The organism is Bifidobacterium biavatii DSM 23969, assembly GCF_000741165.1.
GTDB lineage: Bacteria > Actinomycetota > Actinomycetes > Actinomycetales > Bifidobacteriaceae > Bifidobacterium > Bifidobacterium biavatii.
Genome location: NZ_JGYN01000004.1, coordinates 73,107 through 89,274, shown reverse-complemented (window position 1 = coordinate 89,274; position 16,168 = coordinate 73,107). Strand labels below are relative to the sequence as shown.

Genomic DNA, 16,168 nt, shown 5'->3' with positions numbered 1-16,168 from the left:
CTAGACTGAAGGGAGCGCATGCGCCCGCCCATGCGATGCACGGGCTGCGCACGCCTCCCTTTTGTCATGCCGAAGCCGGCATTCGGCCAAAGCGTCCCCGACCAAGCGTCACGTCCAAACATCCCGACCAATCGCACCCGACCAACCGCATCCGACCCGACCAAGGAGCACCAACGTTGTCCGCCCCGACCGACGCAGCCGACGTCTCCGGCACAATCATCGACACCGCAACGGACGCCAGCGCCGACGTCTCCGACGCGACCGTCAACGACAAGACGGGCACTGACAGCGGCGGCAGCAAGGCGCTCGCCGCCGCCGTCGCCGTGCCGGGGCCGCGCAAAATCACCATGCGTCAGGCCATAGGCTTCGGCGTCGGCGACTTCTACGGTGGCGGACAGCTCACCATCTGCGCCACCTACCTGACGCTGTTCTGGACGCGCTTCTGCGGCATGGACATCGGCACCGCGCAGACCGTGGTCGGCCTGAGCGCCATCATCAGCGCGTTCGCCGCGCTTCTGTTCGGCGTGTTCGACGACAACCTCTACCGTTATCCGATCGGCCGGCGGTTCGGACGGCGCCGGCTCATGCTGCTCGTCACCTCGCCGCTCATCCTCACCGGCATCCTGCTGTGGATCCCCGGACTGCCGGTCGGCGTGTACTTTGCGACCTACGCGCTGTGGGTCGTGCTCGGCCAGTCGTTCGCCACCGGCTACAATCCGCTGCCCGGCGAAATGACGCCCGACTTCAACGGGCGCACCAAACTGTCCACCACGCGCCTGTTCATCTCCACCGGTGCGGGCACGCTCATCCCGCTCGCCGGCAGCGCGGTTCTGGCCGTGTTCGGCGAAACCCGGCCCGGCGGGTACATGGCGTTCACCATCACCACCACCGTGCTGTTCGCGCTCGCCGTGTTCGGCGCATGGCGGTTCACGTGGGAAATGACCCCGGAAGAGGCCGGATTCGGGGCGTACGCGCGCGGCGAGATCCGCGACGGGCATATCGGGCTGATCGGCTGGTGGCGGCGCGCGCTCAAAGTGCTGCGCGAATACGCCACCACGCTGCGCGTCTCCGTGTTCCGCAAGCATCTGGCGATCTACCTGCTCGTGCAGGTCTCTATGGACGTGTTCGGGCAGACATTCGTGTTCTTCGTGGTCTACAACTGGAACCACACGGCCGCGTTCGCCTCGCTGCTGCTCGGATGCCTCGCGATATCCCTGCCGCTCATGCCGCTGTTCGGACTCGGCATGACCCGGCTCGGGCCGCGACGCATGTATGCGATCAACTTCGCGGGATGCCTGAGCGGGCTGGCATGGCTGTTTGTTGCGTGGATGCTGGCTCCGGGTTCGGGCACGGGCACGGGTTCGGGTGCGGGCGCGCTGGGCCTGCCTGCCCTGCCGGACGCGTGGTGGACCGTGTTCGCCGTGGCCGGCGCGGTGTGGTTCTTCGCATTCAAATCGCTGTGCGGTTACCTGCCGTGGGCCGTGTTCCCGTACATCGCCGACGTGGACCAGATCGTGACCGGACGGTACCGTTCCGCCACGTTCTCCGGCATTCAATCCTCATTCCGGCAGTTGTGCTCCGGCATCGCGACCATCGCGGTGGGTGCGGTACTCTCGTTCGTCGGGTTCGACGCGACGCGCGCCGCTCAGACTCCGGAGGCCCGCATCGGCCTCGGCGCGGTGCTGCTCGGCTGGTTCGCGTTCGCCATGATCGTGTGCTGGATCATCTCCTCGCGCCTGACCATCGACAAGCGCACCGACGGCATCGTGCTCGCTGAAATCACCCGTCTGCGCAACGGCGGCAGCAAGGCCGACGTGACGCCCGAAACCCGACGCGTCGTCGAATCGCTCACCGGCCTGCCCTACGAGCGGTGCTGGCGGTAGAACCCTGTCCCAAGGCCCATTCCGCCAGCCGATCGGCGTCGGCGGTGCGTAGGAAGCGGAAGCGCAGCTCGTCGATGTCGTTGGTGACGAACAGCGGCATCCGCAGGGTTTCGACGCCTCGCGGCTCGCGCCACAGCGCCGACTCACGCGTCACGGACTGCACGCGCGACCTGCGGGTGACCATCATGTACCGGGTCAGCCCGCGCATGCCGGTCGCCACGATGCGGTGGGGGAGCGGGGGAGCGGGAGACGCTTGTTTGCGTGCGCCCATCCGCGTCTCCGTCGGCGGAGGCTGCCGTTTCGTCGACCGGCAGCGCATACCCCTCGACCCGCGCGCGCAGCCAACCGCGGGCCGTCCACAGTGCGGCCGCCAGCGTCACTATAGCCGTCACCGGCCACGCCCACCATCGTCCCATCCAGCCGTATGTCAGCATCACCCCGACCGTCACGGCGACGGCCAGCAGTCCGCACGCGATCGGCATCGTCACGTAGTACCGCGTCAGGCCGCGGCCGGTGCGACGTATCGGCAGACCGTCGCGCACGTCCCACTCCGGCAGCATCGAGCGCAAGATCGCGGTCACGCGGCGCGTGCCGACGATTGGCAGAATCTCCGACGCGTCGGAGCCGGACGAATCATCGTCTCCGGACTCCGCCGACGCGCTCAGGCCGAGACTGACCGAGCACAGTCGGAACGGCCGGCGCAGCAGTGACTGCCGGATCACGATCGTCTGAATGCGGCTGACCGGCAGCGTGGACGTGCGGCGCGTGAACAGGCCGCGCACGATCACCAGATCGTCGCCGCGACGCCACACTTCGAACCCGTAGAACCGCAGCATCGCCGCGACGACGCTCACGGCCATGACCGTGACGACGCACGCCGCCGCGAACAGTGCGATCGACAGGACTCCGCGCGCGACGATCGCGTCGACCGACCGCGTGGCCGAACGCATCCAGTCGCGCGGGATCAGGTCGCGAACTCGGTCGAAGAACGCGTATATCGCCAGCGCTGCGGTGAACGCGCCGATATTGGTGACGGCGAACAGGATGATGTCGCGCACGGACGCACGGAAGACCGGACGGTCGGGGAGGTCGGCGGCGGAATGGGGGACGCCGTCGCGTGCGGGGAGATCGTCGATTGCCGCCGGCGTTTCGGTTTGGGAGTTGGTTGCGGAGTGCTGCGACGGCTGCGTTATGGAGACTGCGGACGTTGTGCGGACCGTGGACGGCGATGGATCGTCGCCCGTATCGCCGCGGCCGTTGCCGCCGCGGCTGGACGCGCGCAGCGATTCCAGCTCAAGCTGCAGCGCGGCCGGCACCGCATCGAGCGTAATGTTCGCGTCCGATCCGGCCGCCGTGACCGTCAGTCGCGTCACGCCGAACGGCTGCAGGTACATCGGCGACGCGCTGTCGATCGTGTGAATCGCGCCGTATCCGATCGTGCGGTGTTTGCGCGAGAACAGGCCCGTGCGCAACTCCAGCGCGTCCGCGCCCAGCCGGTAGCGTGTGGTCAGCCATTCGGTGACGGCCGGTACGACGAACAGCGCCAATGCCAGTACGACAGCACCGGCAAAAATCCAGTCGGACCATCCGTTTCGGATGATCCGGTAGCCGACGACGGCGAGGAGGACGCCGATCGCCGATTTGACCGAGCTGGCGACGCCCATGATCAACGCAGCCGGATGCAGCATGCGCCAGCCGTCATCGTGCCGGCCGGGTCGGCCGGCGTGCTGGGCCTGAATGTCATGTCCGGTCTGGCTGGCGCGCGTGGTTTCGCCCGTTGCGCCGCCCATTACAGGTCCTCCTTCGCGGCGGCGACGCGTTCGGCGATAAGCGCCGTCACGCGCTCCGCCTCGGCCGTGTCGAGCGATTCGATCTTGTGCTCGCCGACGGCGGTATGAATGGCGATGGTCGTCAATCCGAAGCGGCGCAGGATCGGGCCCTGCTCGGTGTCCACGTGCTGCACGCGGTTATAGGGGACCGTCGTGGTTTTGCGGAACAGCCAGCCGTCGCGGATGCGCAGGTAGCGGTCGCCGATCATGAAGCGGTTGAACGCGTAGCGGTAGCGCGTCTGCAACGGCTGCGACGCGAGGTCGAGGATCGCCGCCCGCTCCGATCAGGCCGATGACGAGCGGCTGCCAGAAATGCCACCAGCCGTTGAACCAGCAGATCGCCGCGGCGACCGCGCATCCCGCAAGCCAGCATGCGCAGCTGACCGCCTCGCCAATCATCCACACCTGGGCCATGCGTTCGGGCAGCTTGCGCCACTCGTTCGTATGGTTCCACGGGACGGACTGTGAGGGATCGTGCCGCGGCGGTTCGGGCGTCGTCGGTTCGGACGGCATCGGTATGGGCGCCGCTGCTGCAGTCCCCGCCGGTTCGGCGACGGGCGGAGACGTGGTTGTCGGGATGTCGGATGCTGTGGACGGGGCGGTCGTTGGCGGTGGCGTGCCGGTGTCGATGATTGGTTTCGGCGATGCGGTGTCGTCCATGAATTCCCCTTCCTCGGATGTGCGCACGGTTTGCCGTACGACCAAGATGCCTTCACTCTAGACGACGCGGGCGCGGCCGCGACGATCCGGTACACGCTTGTTGACCGGGAGGCGAGGCGGACTGGACGAATCGGCGGGAATGGGGTTGAGTGGAGACCGTGAGCAAGGGAGATCCCGTGACCGAGTCCAACATGTTCCCGCCGGGGCAACGCCCGCCGGCGACGCCGTCTGAATCATCGGCGGCGTCTGAGCCATCGTCGGCGCCGTTCGACAATCCAGCGTCCGGAAATCCGTACGCGGCGAATCCGTACGTGACATATGCCCAGTACGCCCAGTCGCAACGGGTCGGGGCATCGGCGTCGGACGCGCGACGCCCCGCGCTGTGGGAACCGTGGTACGGGATCGGTTTCCGCGCGGCGACCGTGCGGATGTTCCGCAAGACGTTCGTGTTCCACGGGTGTGCGTCGCGCGGCGAATACTGGTGGGCGTGGCTGTTCGGCATGCTCGTGCAGGCGGTCTGCATCGCGATCGCAAGCGTCGCCATGCTGTGGGCCGGCGTCGGGACCGCGGTCTGGGACGACGCGGGAACCGTGGCGCAGCTCGTCTGCTGGCTGCTGCTGTTTCTGCCTGACCTGTCGCTGTCCGTGCGCCGGCTGCACGACGAGAACCTGCGCGGATGGTGGGTGATTCTGCCCACCGCGCTGCAGCTCGGCGCGTTCACGTCGTTTTTCGCGGTGCTGTTCGTCGGCGGCATGATCGACGGATACGCCGGGGGTGACGACGGTTCGCTGCAGGTGACCGTCGTGGCCACGCTGACCATGCTCGGCATGCTGTTGCTGGCCTTGCTTGCGTCGGTGCTGCTCATGATCCTGCCCAGCGACCCGCGCGGCGCGCGATTCGACCGGCCGCCAGCGGTGTCCGATACGGCCCGCGGGGAGGCGTGATGACCGGTCCGGCTGACTGCAACCGTCCGCATGACGACGATTCGTCGCGCGGCGACAATCCGCTCGCCGAACGGCGTGCGTGGTGGCGCGAACCGCACTTTCTCGAGAAGAACACGATCTTCGGCTGCGCCCTGATCGTGCTCGAACTCATCGTCCTGCCGCCCGATTCGCCGATGCAGATGCTGCTCGCGCTCGCATGGCTAGGACTGGTCTCGGCAATCCCGTTCATGCGCGGCGTGCCATACGCGATCGCGCTGCAGGCCGTCGTAGCCGGTTGTTCGCTCCTGCCCGGCCAAGGCTGGTGGACCAGCGGCGGCACGGCGATCATGACCGCGTTTCTCGCCGTCGGCTATCTGCTGCCGCGGTGGGGCGCGGTCGCGGCGGTGCTCGGCTACGCGACGCTCGACGCGGTCGGCTTCTCGTTCGCCGGAACCAATTCGATCGGCGGCCGCGTCATCCGCGGCGCCATCGGCGCGATCAACGACATCGTCGCCGACGATGCGGCGACTGGCGGCGCCGAGGCGCGGAGACAAGCCGTTGCAGTCGCGTTGCCGCAGTATTCGATCATCGTGCTCGTGTTCACGTTCGCGCTCGACCTGATGATCGTCGGCTTCCTCGTCACGTTCGGCGCGGTGTTCCGGCGCACCGCCGAAGCGAACGAGCGGGCCGCGCGCAGCGAGCGGCTGCTGCGCCGCATCACGCGCGAACAGGAGCTCGCGCACATGATCCACGATTCGGTGGCCAACGACATGTCCACCATCGCCATGCTCGCGTGGCGGGCGAAAGCCGCGGTCGCGGCTCAGACTCCGATGACGTCTGAACTCCGTGCCGGGACGACGGACGATTCCGCGGAGTCGCCGAACCCTTCGAACGTTTCAGGCGTTGCAGATGTTCCAACCGTCTCGGGCATTGCTGATGCCGAAGACCTTGACACGATGCTCGACACCATCTACGAACGGTCGCACCATGCGCTCGATCGCGTGCATGAAGTGATCGACGTGCTCAACGGCGAGCGGGACCTTATGACGAAGTCGGACCCGTCCAAAGTGATGACCGCGTATGGTGCGAGCGCGGAATCTCCATTCGGTGTGCAACTGGAGAAATACGTCGAGGATCAGGACCGCACGATGACCATGCTGGGCATTCGGGGCGTATCCCAAGTGCGTTGCACGGGCTCGCAGACGGTGTCGCCAGCCGTGCGACGGGTGACGATGAACCTGCTGGAGGAAATCTACGCGAATCTGGTGCGGCATTGCACGATGCGGGCGGATGCCGCGTACCATCTGTTCGTCGCCATCGACGATCGGCACATTCGCATCAACGAGGTCAACACGCTTGCGGACGAATCCGACTCCTTGACGCACGGTCACCGGCATGGCAGCGGTCTTGGTCTCCATCGCGCGTCCATCGAGGCGCTTGGCGGCATGCTGCACGCCAGTGCGCAGGACGGCGCATGGACGCTCAGCGCCGAAATTCCGCTTGCGGTCAGCTAGCGGCTTAACCAGATCGCGATGGCGTGGGCGAGGGAATGGGCGCCGAGCTTGTCGACCGCCCGGTGCGCGTGCGTGCGCACGGTCGAAGCGGCCACGCCCCAACGCGAGGCGATCTCGTCGTAGCTGAGTCCCTGCGACAGGAGATGCAGGGTTTCGGCTTCTTTGGCGCCGAGCTTGGGACGGCTCCCGGCGTTGGCATCGGCGTTGGCCTCGGTGCCGAGCGTGGGGGTCTCTTCGGGCGCGGTCGAAATGGCAGCGGTTCCCGTAACGGTTCCCGTGGCATCGGCGGTGCGGAACATGCCTGCGCACTGCGGCGGGGCAAAGGTCCCGCCGGCCGCCACCGTGCGCAACGCCTTGGCCAACTGGGGAATGTCCGCCTTCGACACGATGCCCCGCGCGCCCGCCTCGGCCGCGCGACGCGCATACGCGTCCGTCGAGAACGCGGTGATGGCGAGCAGCGCCACCCGGTCGGTGCGTTGCCGGATCATGCGGCACACGCTCACGCCGGTCGCGTCGCCAAGCGACATGTCCACCAACAGCACCTGCGGTTGCGCGTCCGGATCAAGCGCCCTGCGCACCGCCTCGTCCGCGGTTTCCACGCCCCACAGCCACCGCGACTCCGGCAGCAGCTGCGGCATGATCCCCTTCAACGCCAGCAGTGCCATGCGATCGTTGTCCACCGCCGCAACCGTCACCGGCCCGCGTGCGGCCCCTTGTGCTTCGACCATGAATCCCATCCTAATGGTTCGCGGTTCGTCTTATTGTCATTGCTTGGACGGTCCATGAATGTCCGCTGGTAGACGCGTGTGGATATCGTCACGATTCGTTCAGCAACGGCGGGTAGCCTGAACGGCATGAGTACCAACGAATCTCAGCCTCAGCCTGATTCCGGCGCTTCGTCGCAGCCGACGCAGCCGGAATCGTCGCAGCCTCAAACCCAGCCGCAACAGCCAAGCCCATATCCGCAACCGCAGCCACCGTATCCGCAATACCAGCCGTACTCTGCCGGTTCTCCGTCGCAGTCCGGGCAGCACTATCAGCAGCCTCAACCGCAACCGCAGTATCCCCAACAACAGTGGCCGCAGTATCAGCCATACCAGCCGTATCAGTACCAGCCGTATCCTTACGCCTACCCGCCGCAACCGCCGGTCGACCCGGAAACGGTCCGCCGCCGCACTCTACGCAAGTCGGTCGGCCGAGTCGCCGGCCTCGCGCTCGCGTATCAGGCCATATTCACCGCCACGAGCCTGATCGCGGGCATGGTGATCGGCCTCGCCGCGGCCGCGTCCCGCTACGGTTCGCAAGCCACGTCCGGCATGTTCTCCGAGCAGGAACTGTCCCAATTCGAGCAGGAAGTCGCCCGGCAGACCGTGCAATGGACCGGCGTGCTGTACCTGCTGGCCGTTGCGGTCGGTTTCGCGTTCATGCTGCTCATGCGGCATCGAACGATCCTCACGCGCGCGTTCTGGACCGGCGATCCGCACGAGCCGCATGCCGCCATGCGACCTGCGTGGCTGCTCGCGTTCGCCGCGATGCTCGTAGGCGTGCAAGGCGTATCCATTCTCATTCAGGTTGCGTTCGCCGCGCTCGGCACGCCGCTGGCGTCGCCCACGTCGGAGGGCATCGCCGAGTCGGCCGTCACGGTGAGCATGTGGCTGTACATCGGCCTGATCGGGCCGGTCATCGAGGAACTCGTGTTCCGCGGCGTGGTGATGAAGGAGCTCAAACCGCTCGGCAGGAATTTCGCGATCCTCACCTCGTCGCTCATGTTCGCGCTGTTCCACGACGACGTGGTGCAGGGCCTGTTCGCGTTTGCGTGCGGACTGATCTTCGCGTTCGTTGCGATGGAGTATTCGCTGGTGTGGTCGATCGCGTTGCACGTGTTCAACAATGCGGTCATCGGTGGCGTGTTCAGTGCGATCGCCGGCAGCTTCGGCGATACGGGCAACGTCGTGTATGCGGTGTGTCTGGTGATCGTCGGCGTGGGCGGCCTGATCTGGGTGCTGCTCAAGTACGGCTGGGGTTTGCGCGAGTACGTGCGCGTCAACCGGTCCGCGCCCGGCACGTACTGGGGCTGGACGTCCGGCCTGTTCCTCACGCTGGTGATCCTGAACGTGCTGATCGCGCTCATCTCGTTCGCGATGGCGATGGCCGGCGCCGCATGATCGCGTGATCGGCGGCCGGGCTGGGCGTGTGCGGAGGACGGCTTGTCTTACAGTGGAATGGACCGATTTTCCGCACGCTGTTTGCCTGACGTTGGGAGTGCCATGAGCGATTTCGAACCGTTCTACGATGTGAACCTGAGCTACGACGACAATTACGCGAAAGGCCCGTTCGGCGCGTTCGCCGCGGCGCTTGCGGCGGATGCGGGCGAGACCGGCGCGGGTGCCGGTGCTGCCGGCGCGGCGGCCGTCGACGAAACCGCCGTCGACTTCCTCGGCCACAAGGTCAACCTGCCGTTTGGCATCCCCGCCGGCCCGCTGCTCAACGAACGGTTCACCACGGCCGCGTTCCGCGCCGGCTTCGACCTCGCCACCTACAAAACCGTGCGCTCGCGCGCGTGGGGCTGCAACCCGTTCCCGAACGTGCTTGCCGTGCATCCGCAATCCGCCGACGGCTCGCTCATCCCCGGCAGTGCCGAACTCGACGAGGGCGTACTCGCCGACACCCGCTACGAGCAGCCGATCTCCATTTCCAACTCGTTCGGCGTGCCCTCGCGTGACCCGGACGAATGGCAGCCCGACATGAAGCGCGCCATCGAGGCCGCCGGTCCGGGCCAGCTGCTTATCCCGAGCTTCCAAGGCTCGCGCGTGGAAGGCATGACCACCGACGACTACATCGCCGACCACGTCGCCACCGCGCGGCTCGTCACCGAAACCGGCGCCGACCTGATGGTTATGAACACGAGCTGTCCGAACGAGGGTCACAACCGCCTGCTGTGCCACGATCCGGCGCTGGTTGGCCGCATCACCGAGGCCGTGAAGAACGAGATCGGCGACCGCGCGCTTGCCATCAAGCTCGCGTACATCCCGCCGACCGAAGTGACCGGCGGCTGGGGTCCGGAGCGCACGATCGTCGACGATTCCGCGCTCGAGTTCATGGTGCGCGAAACCGCCGCGCGCGGCACGGTGCAGGCGTTCTCCGCGATCAACACGATTTCCGCACGACTGGTCGACGCGAACGGCGAGCAGGCGCTGCCGGGCGCCGGCCGCGACCGCAGCGGCGTGTGCGGCCGCGCGATCCGTCGCGCCGGTCTCGACATGGTGGCCCGTCTGGCTGCGATCCGCGAGAAGCTCGACCTCGACTACACGATCGTCGGACTCGGCGGCGTGGTATCGCCCGAGGATTACGCCGCGTACCGCGCAGCCGGCGCCGACGCGGTCATGAGCGCCACCGGCGCCATGTGGGACGCCGATCTCGCCCGCAAGATCAAGGCCGCACGCTGAATCCCGATGCATGACGTGCGCCGCGGCGGCAGCGGCGTATCGAAGCGTTATGGCGTTACGGCAGGTAGTCGAAGGCCGTGCGGACGGTGACCGGCCTTCCTGCCGTGATGGCGTATTCGATCGCCGGAATGACGGTTTTCGGGTGCACCAGATTCGTGTTCGGATCCGCTTCGATGATCAGCGGTTTCGGCTGCCGATCCGCGCCGTCCGCGCCGTCACGGTCGTCCGGACCGTCCGCCAGCGCGGTGACGCTGCAGAACAGCCCGTCGCAATCGCACCGCGCGTGCGCACCCCCAACCGTCCGCGTCGGCCGCCGCAGATCGTCGTTGTTCACCGCAAAACCGCAGTCGTATGCGGTGCAGTCCACGTCCGACATGATCCGATGCGTGCGCACGTGACCGTGTTCGGTCGCTTCCACCGTCGTTTCGACCCGCACGCCGCGGCACGGCGACCAACGAATCGCAAACCCACGGGAATCCGCGCGCAGCAGCTCGGCGACGCCCTTGCAGTACACAAATCCGTCGATGCGGAACGCAAGCATGCTGTCGGGCGCGTTCTCGCGCACGCTCATCATCGAATGCGCCACCGAGAATCCGAACGCGCTCGAATACGCGAACTTCGAATACTTGTCGATATCGTGCGCGTGACGGTCCGCGCCGACCAGCCCCGGCGTCAGCAGCACCACGTCGCCGTCCGACCCGCGTTGGACGATCGTGCGCGTCGCCTCGCTGTAATGCCGCGGCTCCAGCTGCGGCATCGGCGCTGCCGGCACCCGCCAGAACTCGTGATCGGCCGGCAACGCGAGGAACAGGAACGCCTCGAGCCCCCAATACGGCGAGCCCGGCGCGTTGTACGACTCCTGCATGCGCAGGTTCGGGTATCCGTAGCCGATGGTGAGCACGCCTGCATTGTCGAAAATCGGGCGATTCAGCCAATCCACCAGATGCCGGGCGATGATGCCCTTGAGCACCGGCAGCGGGAACACATCGATGCCGGCGACCACGCACGCGGAGAAGAACGCGACCTGCGCGAACCGGTAGATCTGCGAACGGCCGAATGCGGGAGAAGGACCGCTCGGCGAGAACCAGTGGATGTAGTCGCGACCGAACTCGTAGGCGCGTTCACGGAACTGGCGCGCGTTGTCCGGATCCTCGTCGGCCATGAACAGCGCGTAGAGCACGCCGAACGTCACCAATACGAACGGGTTGTAGTAGTCCTTGTCGCCGTTCACGCCGTCCGAATACCAGCCGCCGCGGTCGTACAGACTGTTGATGAACTCGACTCCGGCCTTGAGTTTCGCGGCATCATACGGCATGCCGCGCTTGAGCAGCGCCACGTTGGCGATGATGCGGAAGAACGTCCAGTTACTGGACAGGCAACGGTGACGGTTGATCTCGTTGAGCCAGTCGGCGAGGTTGCGTTTCGCCTCGTCGCCGAGCGGATCCCACACCTGCGCGGGTGCGAACAGCATGCTGAATGCGATCGACGCCATTTCGCAGAACTTCTGGTCGTAGTCGTGGCAAGGATGCCAGTAGTCGGGATGGTTTGGATCGGTGCCGGCGGTCAGGCCGTCGTGCACGATGCGCTCGAAGTCGGCGTCGTGGCCGCCGCCGGCCCAGAACGGGGTGAGTCCCCACAGCACGCGCGAGAACGCCTCCATGGGAATGGTGTCGTTTTCGTACCACGTGCTGGTCGAACCGATGTCGAGACGTGCGCCGGAAGGCGAGTAGAACGGTTTGACCGGGTCGATGATGCGTTTGAGCACGGCGCACGCGCGATCGCGGGTGCCGAAGTCGTCGACGGTGATGTGCAGTTGACGGGGACTCATTGGTATGCCTGATTTCTGGATGATGGTGTTGCGTCCGGTGCGGATGGGAGGGGTGCGGCGTTTGCGTGTTCAGTCGGCGCGTTCTTCGACGGTGAACACGGTCTGCGTGCCGTCCGGCGCGGTGACGACGGCCTTGTCGGCCGGGGTCAGGCCGGTCGGCAGCGTCGCGTAGAAGTCGATCGTGCCGGAGCCATTGAAGGAGAATGCGGCGCGCCACTGTTCGGGCGTGATGTCGTGCAGCGGACGCTCGGCGACCATGCGGCGGTTCTCGCGGTCGAGCGCGAAACCGCTGTCCGGGCGGGCCCACAGCGACCACGGGATCACCGTGCCGGTGACGCGCGCACGGCCGTCGGCGTCGGTCGCGTCGCCGTCGACGGCCGTGCTGTCGGCCGCGTCGATCAGCGTCTTGGCCAACTGTCCGCCGTCCACGCGGTCGTCGTCCGCCAGCCGCGTCCAGATCACCTGATCGGCCCAGACCGTCGCATCGTCGGGCGCGCCGGCTGCGTCGTCGTGCGTGTCAGTTGCGTCGGCTGCATCGTGCGCGCCGGTCGTGCCGGCAGTGCCGTCGTCGTACGCGCCGTACGCCCAGATCGTGTACGTGCCCGGCTCATCCAGCAGCCCGTCCACGGTGAACACGCCGTTGCCCTGCGCGACCGCATCGTACGCGACCTGCGCGCCGCCGTCATGCGCGACGCGCAGCCACACGCGGTCGAGATTCGAATACACGCGCACCGTGCTCGGTCCCTCCGCGCGTGCCGTGTACCGCCGCGACGCGATGTACACGAACGGATCGAGCCGGTTCCAGTTCGCCTTGTGCAGGTAGAACGCGTCCTTCTTCACGCGACGGTTCCACGTCACGAGACCCTTGTTGTTGATCTCGAACCGCCCCGCCTCGCTTGGCCGGTGATCCACGCCGAAATCGAACATGTTCCACAGCGACGTCGACCACAGCCAGTCGTGCGCGTTGATGTACGCCAGCGCCTCCTCATGCTGCTGCGACTGGTATTCCTCCGGCTGCCAGTAACTGTTCGGACGGGTCTTGTGCGCGTTCGGATGCAGCTCGTGCTGGTCGATGCTCGCGCCCGTGCCGTACTCCGACAGGCCCAGCGGGCGGCGTTCGATCGAACGTTTCTGCTCGATGAGCGCGCCGAAGCCGGGCTGCGAATACCAGCCCGGATACATGTTCCACGAGATGATGTCGCTCGCCCAGTCGTCGCGCTCGCTGGCGGTCTCGTCCTGATCGGCGGCCTGCGTGGTGTAGCGGGTCGCGTCCTCCGCGTGCGCGAGATCGTTCAATTCGCGCGACAGCTGCGGCATGGCGATCCACTGGTTTGCGGTGTTGTGGTTGCCGACCTCGTTCTGCAAGCCCCAGAAGCAGATCGAGGGGCGGTTGCCCTGCTGGCGGATCAGCTCGACCAGCTGCTCCTTGGTCACGTCCGCGAAGCGCTCGTCCTCGCCCACCCAGTCGATGAACGGGATCTCCGCCCACACGATCACGCCATTCGCGTCGCACAGGTCGTAGAAGTAGTTCGCGTGCGGATAGTGCGCGAGGCGCAGGTAGTTCACGCCCATCTCGAGTATGAGCGTGAAATCCTCGAGATGCTGCGCGTCGTGCAGCGCGTTGCCGAGATTCTCGCGGTCCTGATGACGCGTGACGCCACGCAGCGGGTGCGACCGGCCGTTGATGAAGAAGCCGTCGTTCTGGCTCACGTGGAACCAGCGGTAGCCGACCTTCTCGCTCACCGAGTCGAGCGGGGCGGTTCCGTGAGCTTCCTCGAGCGCGTCCTGATCGGCGAGCACCATGCGCACGTTGTACTGGTACGCGACGTCGCTGTTCGTCGCACCGCGCGAGTAGTCGATCGGCTGCCACAGATGCGGTTCGGCGACCTCCAGCGTGACCGTGACGTGCTGGCGTTCGTGCGGCGCGAGCGTGATGTCAGTGACGTTGTCGGCGACGGTCGCGGAGTGCGCGTCGTCGGGCGTGCCTGTTGCACTGACGGATGCAGCCGTCGCACTGCCCGGCGCGACGATCGTCGTGCGGACGGAAATGCGGCGCTCGCGATCGGAATCGTTGACGATGTCCGCGTGGACTTCCGTCAGACCGAGATGCTCGGGCCGTTCGATCGACTCGCTGCGGCCCGCGTTCGGCGTGACGACGCGCAGTCCGGGCGCGCCGTGATCGTCGAGCGCGAGATGCACGTCGGAGGTCTGGACGAGCCTGGCTGGACGATAGATGCCGCCGTAGAAGTTGAAGTCGGCGAACAGCGGGGCGACGCGCAGGTCGCGGCGATTGTCGACGCGCACGGCGATCACGTTGTCGCCCTCGTGCAGTGCGTCGGTCAGGTCGAAGCGGAACATCGCGTAGCCGCCGAGATGCGCCGGATCGCCGGTGTCGCGTGCGGTGTCCTGCGGATCTGATCCGAGCGGGGCGAGCGCGTGGCCGTTCACGTACAGCGACGTGATTGAGTTCACGCCGTCGAATTCGAGGTACGTGCGGCGGTCGGGGGAGGCGGCGATCGTTGCGGGCTTGATGACGGTGGCCCGGCCAGCGTCCGTGGTGGCGGCGACATGTAGATGCGCGCGATACCAGCCGACCGTGCGGTTCATGTTGCCGCGCACGCCGTCGTTGGTATCGCGCGCGTTCCAGGTGTGGGGGAGGGTGACGGGCTCCCAGCCGGAATCATCGAAGCCCGTCGCGGCGGCGACGGACGGGGCGAGGATACCCTCATCCCCGTGCCCGCAGGTGAACCGCCAGCCGAGGTCGGCAAGGTCGACGACCATGCGTTCCGGCCCGTGGTTGAGTGCCGCGGTGCCGCCGGCGTCTCGGACGTGATAATGACTGACTTCGGTCTGTGCAAGCGGGATGATATGCGTCATCGGATGAACCCCTTCGTTTTATGTATCGTTATACATCCGATTATTGTACGCGGATCGCCTTGCGGATGACAGGCGGAAGGCAACGAAAAAAAGGGGATTCTCCCATATGCGGAAGAATCCCCTAAGCGTTGCCGGCGATCCGCGTCAAACGACGATCGCCGACTCGCGACTCACTTCTGCGAAGCGGCGAGGCGCTCGCGCGCCTCCTTGATTTCCTTTTCGGCCACGTCCGCACCGGTCCAGTAGTCGCCCGGCTTGACTTCCTTGCCCGGCTCGAGGGCCTTGTACTGCTCGAAGAAGTGCTTGATTTCGGCGAGGTGGTACTCGTTGACGTCCTTGACGTCCTTGATGCCGTCGTAACGGACATCGGCCGGCACGCACAGCACCTTGTCGTCGCCGCCCTCTTCGTCCTCCATGTGGTACAGACCGACGGCGCGGCACTCGATGACGCAGCCCGGGAACACGGAGTTCTTGACCATCACGAGCGCGTCCAGCGGATCGCCGTCCTCGCCCAGCGTGCCCTCGATGTAGCCGTAGTCATCCGGGTAACCCATCGCGGTGAACAGCTCGCGGTCGAGGAAGACGCGGCCGGTCTCCTGATCCACTTCGTACTTGTTCTTGGAACCGCGCGGAATCTCGACCACGACGTTGAAGGTTTCTGCCATGTTGTTCTCCTTGAGAATCGACAGTTGTATTGACATGCACCACAATACCGCGTTTGCCGGATGCGGCGCGAGTCATTTCAGCTTGATTTCGGTGCCGTCCGTGCCGATGAAAGTGACGGACATGGGCGGATCATCGAGATTCGGACCGCTGATGAGCAGGTGGGTGTCGTCGGGCAGATCGTATCGATAAACGTAGTTGCCGCTGCCCACGTCCTGATGCGGATACTGATTGAAATCGTCCCACGATACGTTGTCGATGCCCTTGGATGAGATCACATCGTTCACGTATCCTTCCGGCAGAGAGGGAGTGTGCGGGGTATGAAAAAAGTGGAGACGCAGATCGCCCAGATGATCAGCACTGCCGCCGATGTCAGTGCCATGATGGTTTTCCTGTGCTTCATGGGAGGCCCTTTCCTCGGTGATTCCAGTGTATCGGTCGGGATGATCCGACTGGCCGGACGAGCGGAAAAGCCGAAGAGACGGAAAAGGGCTCCCTGCAGTGGCAGGAAGCCCTTTCATGTTGCCGGGTTATGCCGCTTGCCG

Annotated in this window: 13 protein-coding genes; 6 read left to right on the top strand and 7 right to left on the bottom strand. The window is 66.1% G+C overall.

What is annotated here, in order from left to right; translation table 11 throughout:
- The first annotated feature begins 176 nt into the window (after positions 1–176).
- Positions 177–1,883, top strand: coding sequence for an MFS transporter (locus BBIA_RS01695; protein ID WP_338010480.1), 1,707 nt, complete (start codon positions 177–179; stop codon positions 1,881–1,883).
- 143 nt (positions 1,884–2,026) lie between these two features.
- Here BBIA_RS01695 and BBIA_RS01685 read toward each other — a convergent pair whose 3' ends face one another.
- Together BBIA_RS01685 and BBIA_RS01680 are read right to left on the bottom strand one after the other, a co-directional pair.
- Positions 2,027–3,673, bottom strand: coding sequence for a PH domain-containing protein (locus BBIA_RS01685; protein ID WP_033493358.1), 1,647 nt, complete (start codon positions 3,671–3,673; stop codon positions 2,027–2,029).
- Positions 3,673–3,957, bottom strand: coding sequence for a PH domain-containing protein (locus tag BBIA_RS01680; RefSeq protein WP_051923642.1), 285 nt, complete (start codon positions 3,955–3,957; stop codon positions 3,673–3,675). Before BBIA_RS01680 ends, BBIA_RS01685 begins: the two co-directional genes overlap by 1 nt.
- Before the next feature lie 80 nt (positions 3,958–4,037).
- On the opposite strand from BBIA_RS01680, the gene BBIA_RS13150 reads away from it, so the two are divergent.
- The 3 genes from BBIA_RS13150 to BBIA_RS13145 all read left to right on the top strand — a co-directional run bounded on the left by BBIA_RS13150 (position 4,038) and on the right by BBIA_RS13145 (position 6,809).
- Entirely contained in the window at positions 4,038–4,433 is a 396-nt protein-coding gene (locus BBIA_RS13150) for a hypothetical protein (RefSeq protein ID WP_152600517.1), read from the top strand.
- 115 nt (positions 4,434–4,548) lie between these two features.
- Positions 4,549–5,316, top strand: a complete 768-nt coding sequence (locus tag BBIA_RS01675) for a DUF805 domain-containing protein (protein ID WP_035140949.1) — start codon at positions 4,549–4,551, stop codon at positions 5,314–5,316.
- Entirely contained in the window at positions 5,316–6,809 is a 1,494-nt protein-coding gene (locus BBIA_RS13145) for a sensor histidine kinase (RefSeq protein WP_051923640.1), read from the top strand. The genes BBIA_RS01675 and BBIA_RS13145 overlap by 1 nt, the downstream gene beginning before the upstream one ends.
- On the opposite strand, the gene BBIA_RS15030 is transcribed toward BBIA_RS13145, so the two are convergent.
- A complete protein-coding gene (locus tag BBIA_RS15030) occupies positions 6,806–7,537 on the bottom strand; it encodes a response regulator transcription factor (protein WP_160268223.1) in 732 nt (243 codons plus the stop codon). The two genes, BBIA_RS13145 and BBIA_RS15030, sit on opposite strands and share 4 nt — an antisense overlap.
- 126 nt (positions 7,538–7,663) lie before the next feature.
- Between BBIA_RS15030 and BBIA_RS01660 the strand changes: the two genes are divergently transcribed.
- Entirely contained in the window at positions 7,664–8,974 is a 1,311-nt protein-coding gene (locus tag BBIA_RS01660) for a CPBP family intramembrane glutamic endopeptidase (RefSeq protein ID WP_081891829.1), read from the top strand.
- Between the two features lie 102 nt (positions 8,975–9,076).
- Positions 9,077–10,255 (top strand): beta/alpha barrel domain-containing protein, encoded by a 1,179-nt coding sequence (locus BBIA_RS01655; RefSeq protein ID WP_033493363.1) that lies wholly within the window; start codon positions 9,077–9,079, stop codon positions 10,253–10,255.
- 55 nt (positions 10,256–10,310) lie between these two features.
- Here BBIA_RS01655 and BBIA_RS01650 read toward each other — a convergent pair whose 3' ends face one another.
- The 4 genes from BBIA_RS01650 to BBIA_RS14085 all read right to left on the bottom strand — a co-directional run bounded on the left by BBIA_RS01650 (position 10,311) and on the right by BBIA_RS14085 (position 16,144).
- A complete protein-coding gene (locus BBIA_RS01650) occupies positions 10,311–12,083 on the bottom strand; it encodes a DUF2264 domain-containing protein (RefSeq protein WP_051923639.1) in 1,773 nt (590 codons plus the stop codon).
- 69 nt (positions 12,084–12,152) lie between these two features.
- Positions 12,153–14,960 (bottom strand): glycoside hydrolase family 2 protein, encoded by a 2,808-nt coding sequence (locus BBIA_RS01645; protein ID WP_033493365.1) that lies wholly within the window; start codon positions 14,958–14,960, stop codon positions 12,153–12,155.
- A gap of 170 nt (positions 14,961–15,130) precedes the next feature.
- Positions 15,131–15,625 carry an inorganic diphosphatase gene (locus BBIA_RS01640; protein WP_033493367.1) on the bottom strand — a complete coding sequence of 165 codons (495 nt, stop codon included), beginning with the start codon at positions 15,623–15,625 and terminating at the stop codon, positions 15,131–15,133.
- Positions 15,626–15,697: 72 nt separating this feature from the next.
- Positions 15,698–16,144, bottom strand: a complete 447-nt coding sequence (locus tag BBIA_RS14085) for a hypothetical protein (protein ID WP_152600518.1) — start codon at positions 16,142–16,144, stop codon at positions 15,698–15,700.
- Positions 16,145–16,168: the final 24 nt, after the last annotated feature.

Coding starts and splice junctions, on each gene's coding strand:
- BBIA_RS14085 (WP_152600518.1), bottom strand. CDS start 16,144: ATGAAAGGGCTTCCTGCCACTGCAGGGAGCCCTTTTCCGTCTCTTCGG.
- BBIA_RS01650 (WP_051923639.1), bottom strand. CDS start 12,083: ATGAGTCCCCGTCAACTGCACATCACCGTCGACGACTTCGGCACCCGC.
- BBIA_RS01645 (WP_033493365.1), bottom strand. CDS start 14,960: ATGACGCATATCATCCCGCTTGCACAGACCGAAGTCAGTCATTATCAC.
- BBIA_RS01660 (WP_081891829.1), top strand. CDS start 7,664: ATGAGTACCAACGAATCTCAGCCTCAGCCTGATTCCGGCGCTTCGTCG.
- BBIA_RS15030 (WP_160268223.1), bottom strand. CDS start 7,537: ATGGTCGAAGCACAAGGGGCCGCACGCGGGCCGGTGACGGTTGCGGCG.
- BBIA_RS01640 (WP_033493367.1), bottom strand. CDS start 15,625: ATGGCAGAAACCTTCAACGTCGTGGTCGAGATTCCGCGCGGTTCCAAG.
- BBIA_RS13145 (WP_051923640.1), top strand. CDS start 5,316: ATGACCGGTCCGGCTGACTGCAACCGTCCGCATGACGACGATTCGTCG.
- BBIA_RS01655 (WP_033493363.1), top strand. CDS start 9,077: ATGAGCGATTTCGAACCGTTCTACGATGTGAACCTGAGCTACGACGAC.
- BBIA_RS01685 (WP_033493358.1), bottom strand. CDS start 3,673: ATGGGCGGCGCAACGGGCGAAACCACGCGCGCCAGCCAGACCGGACAT.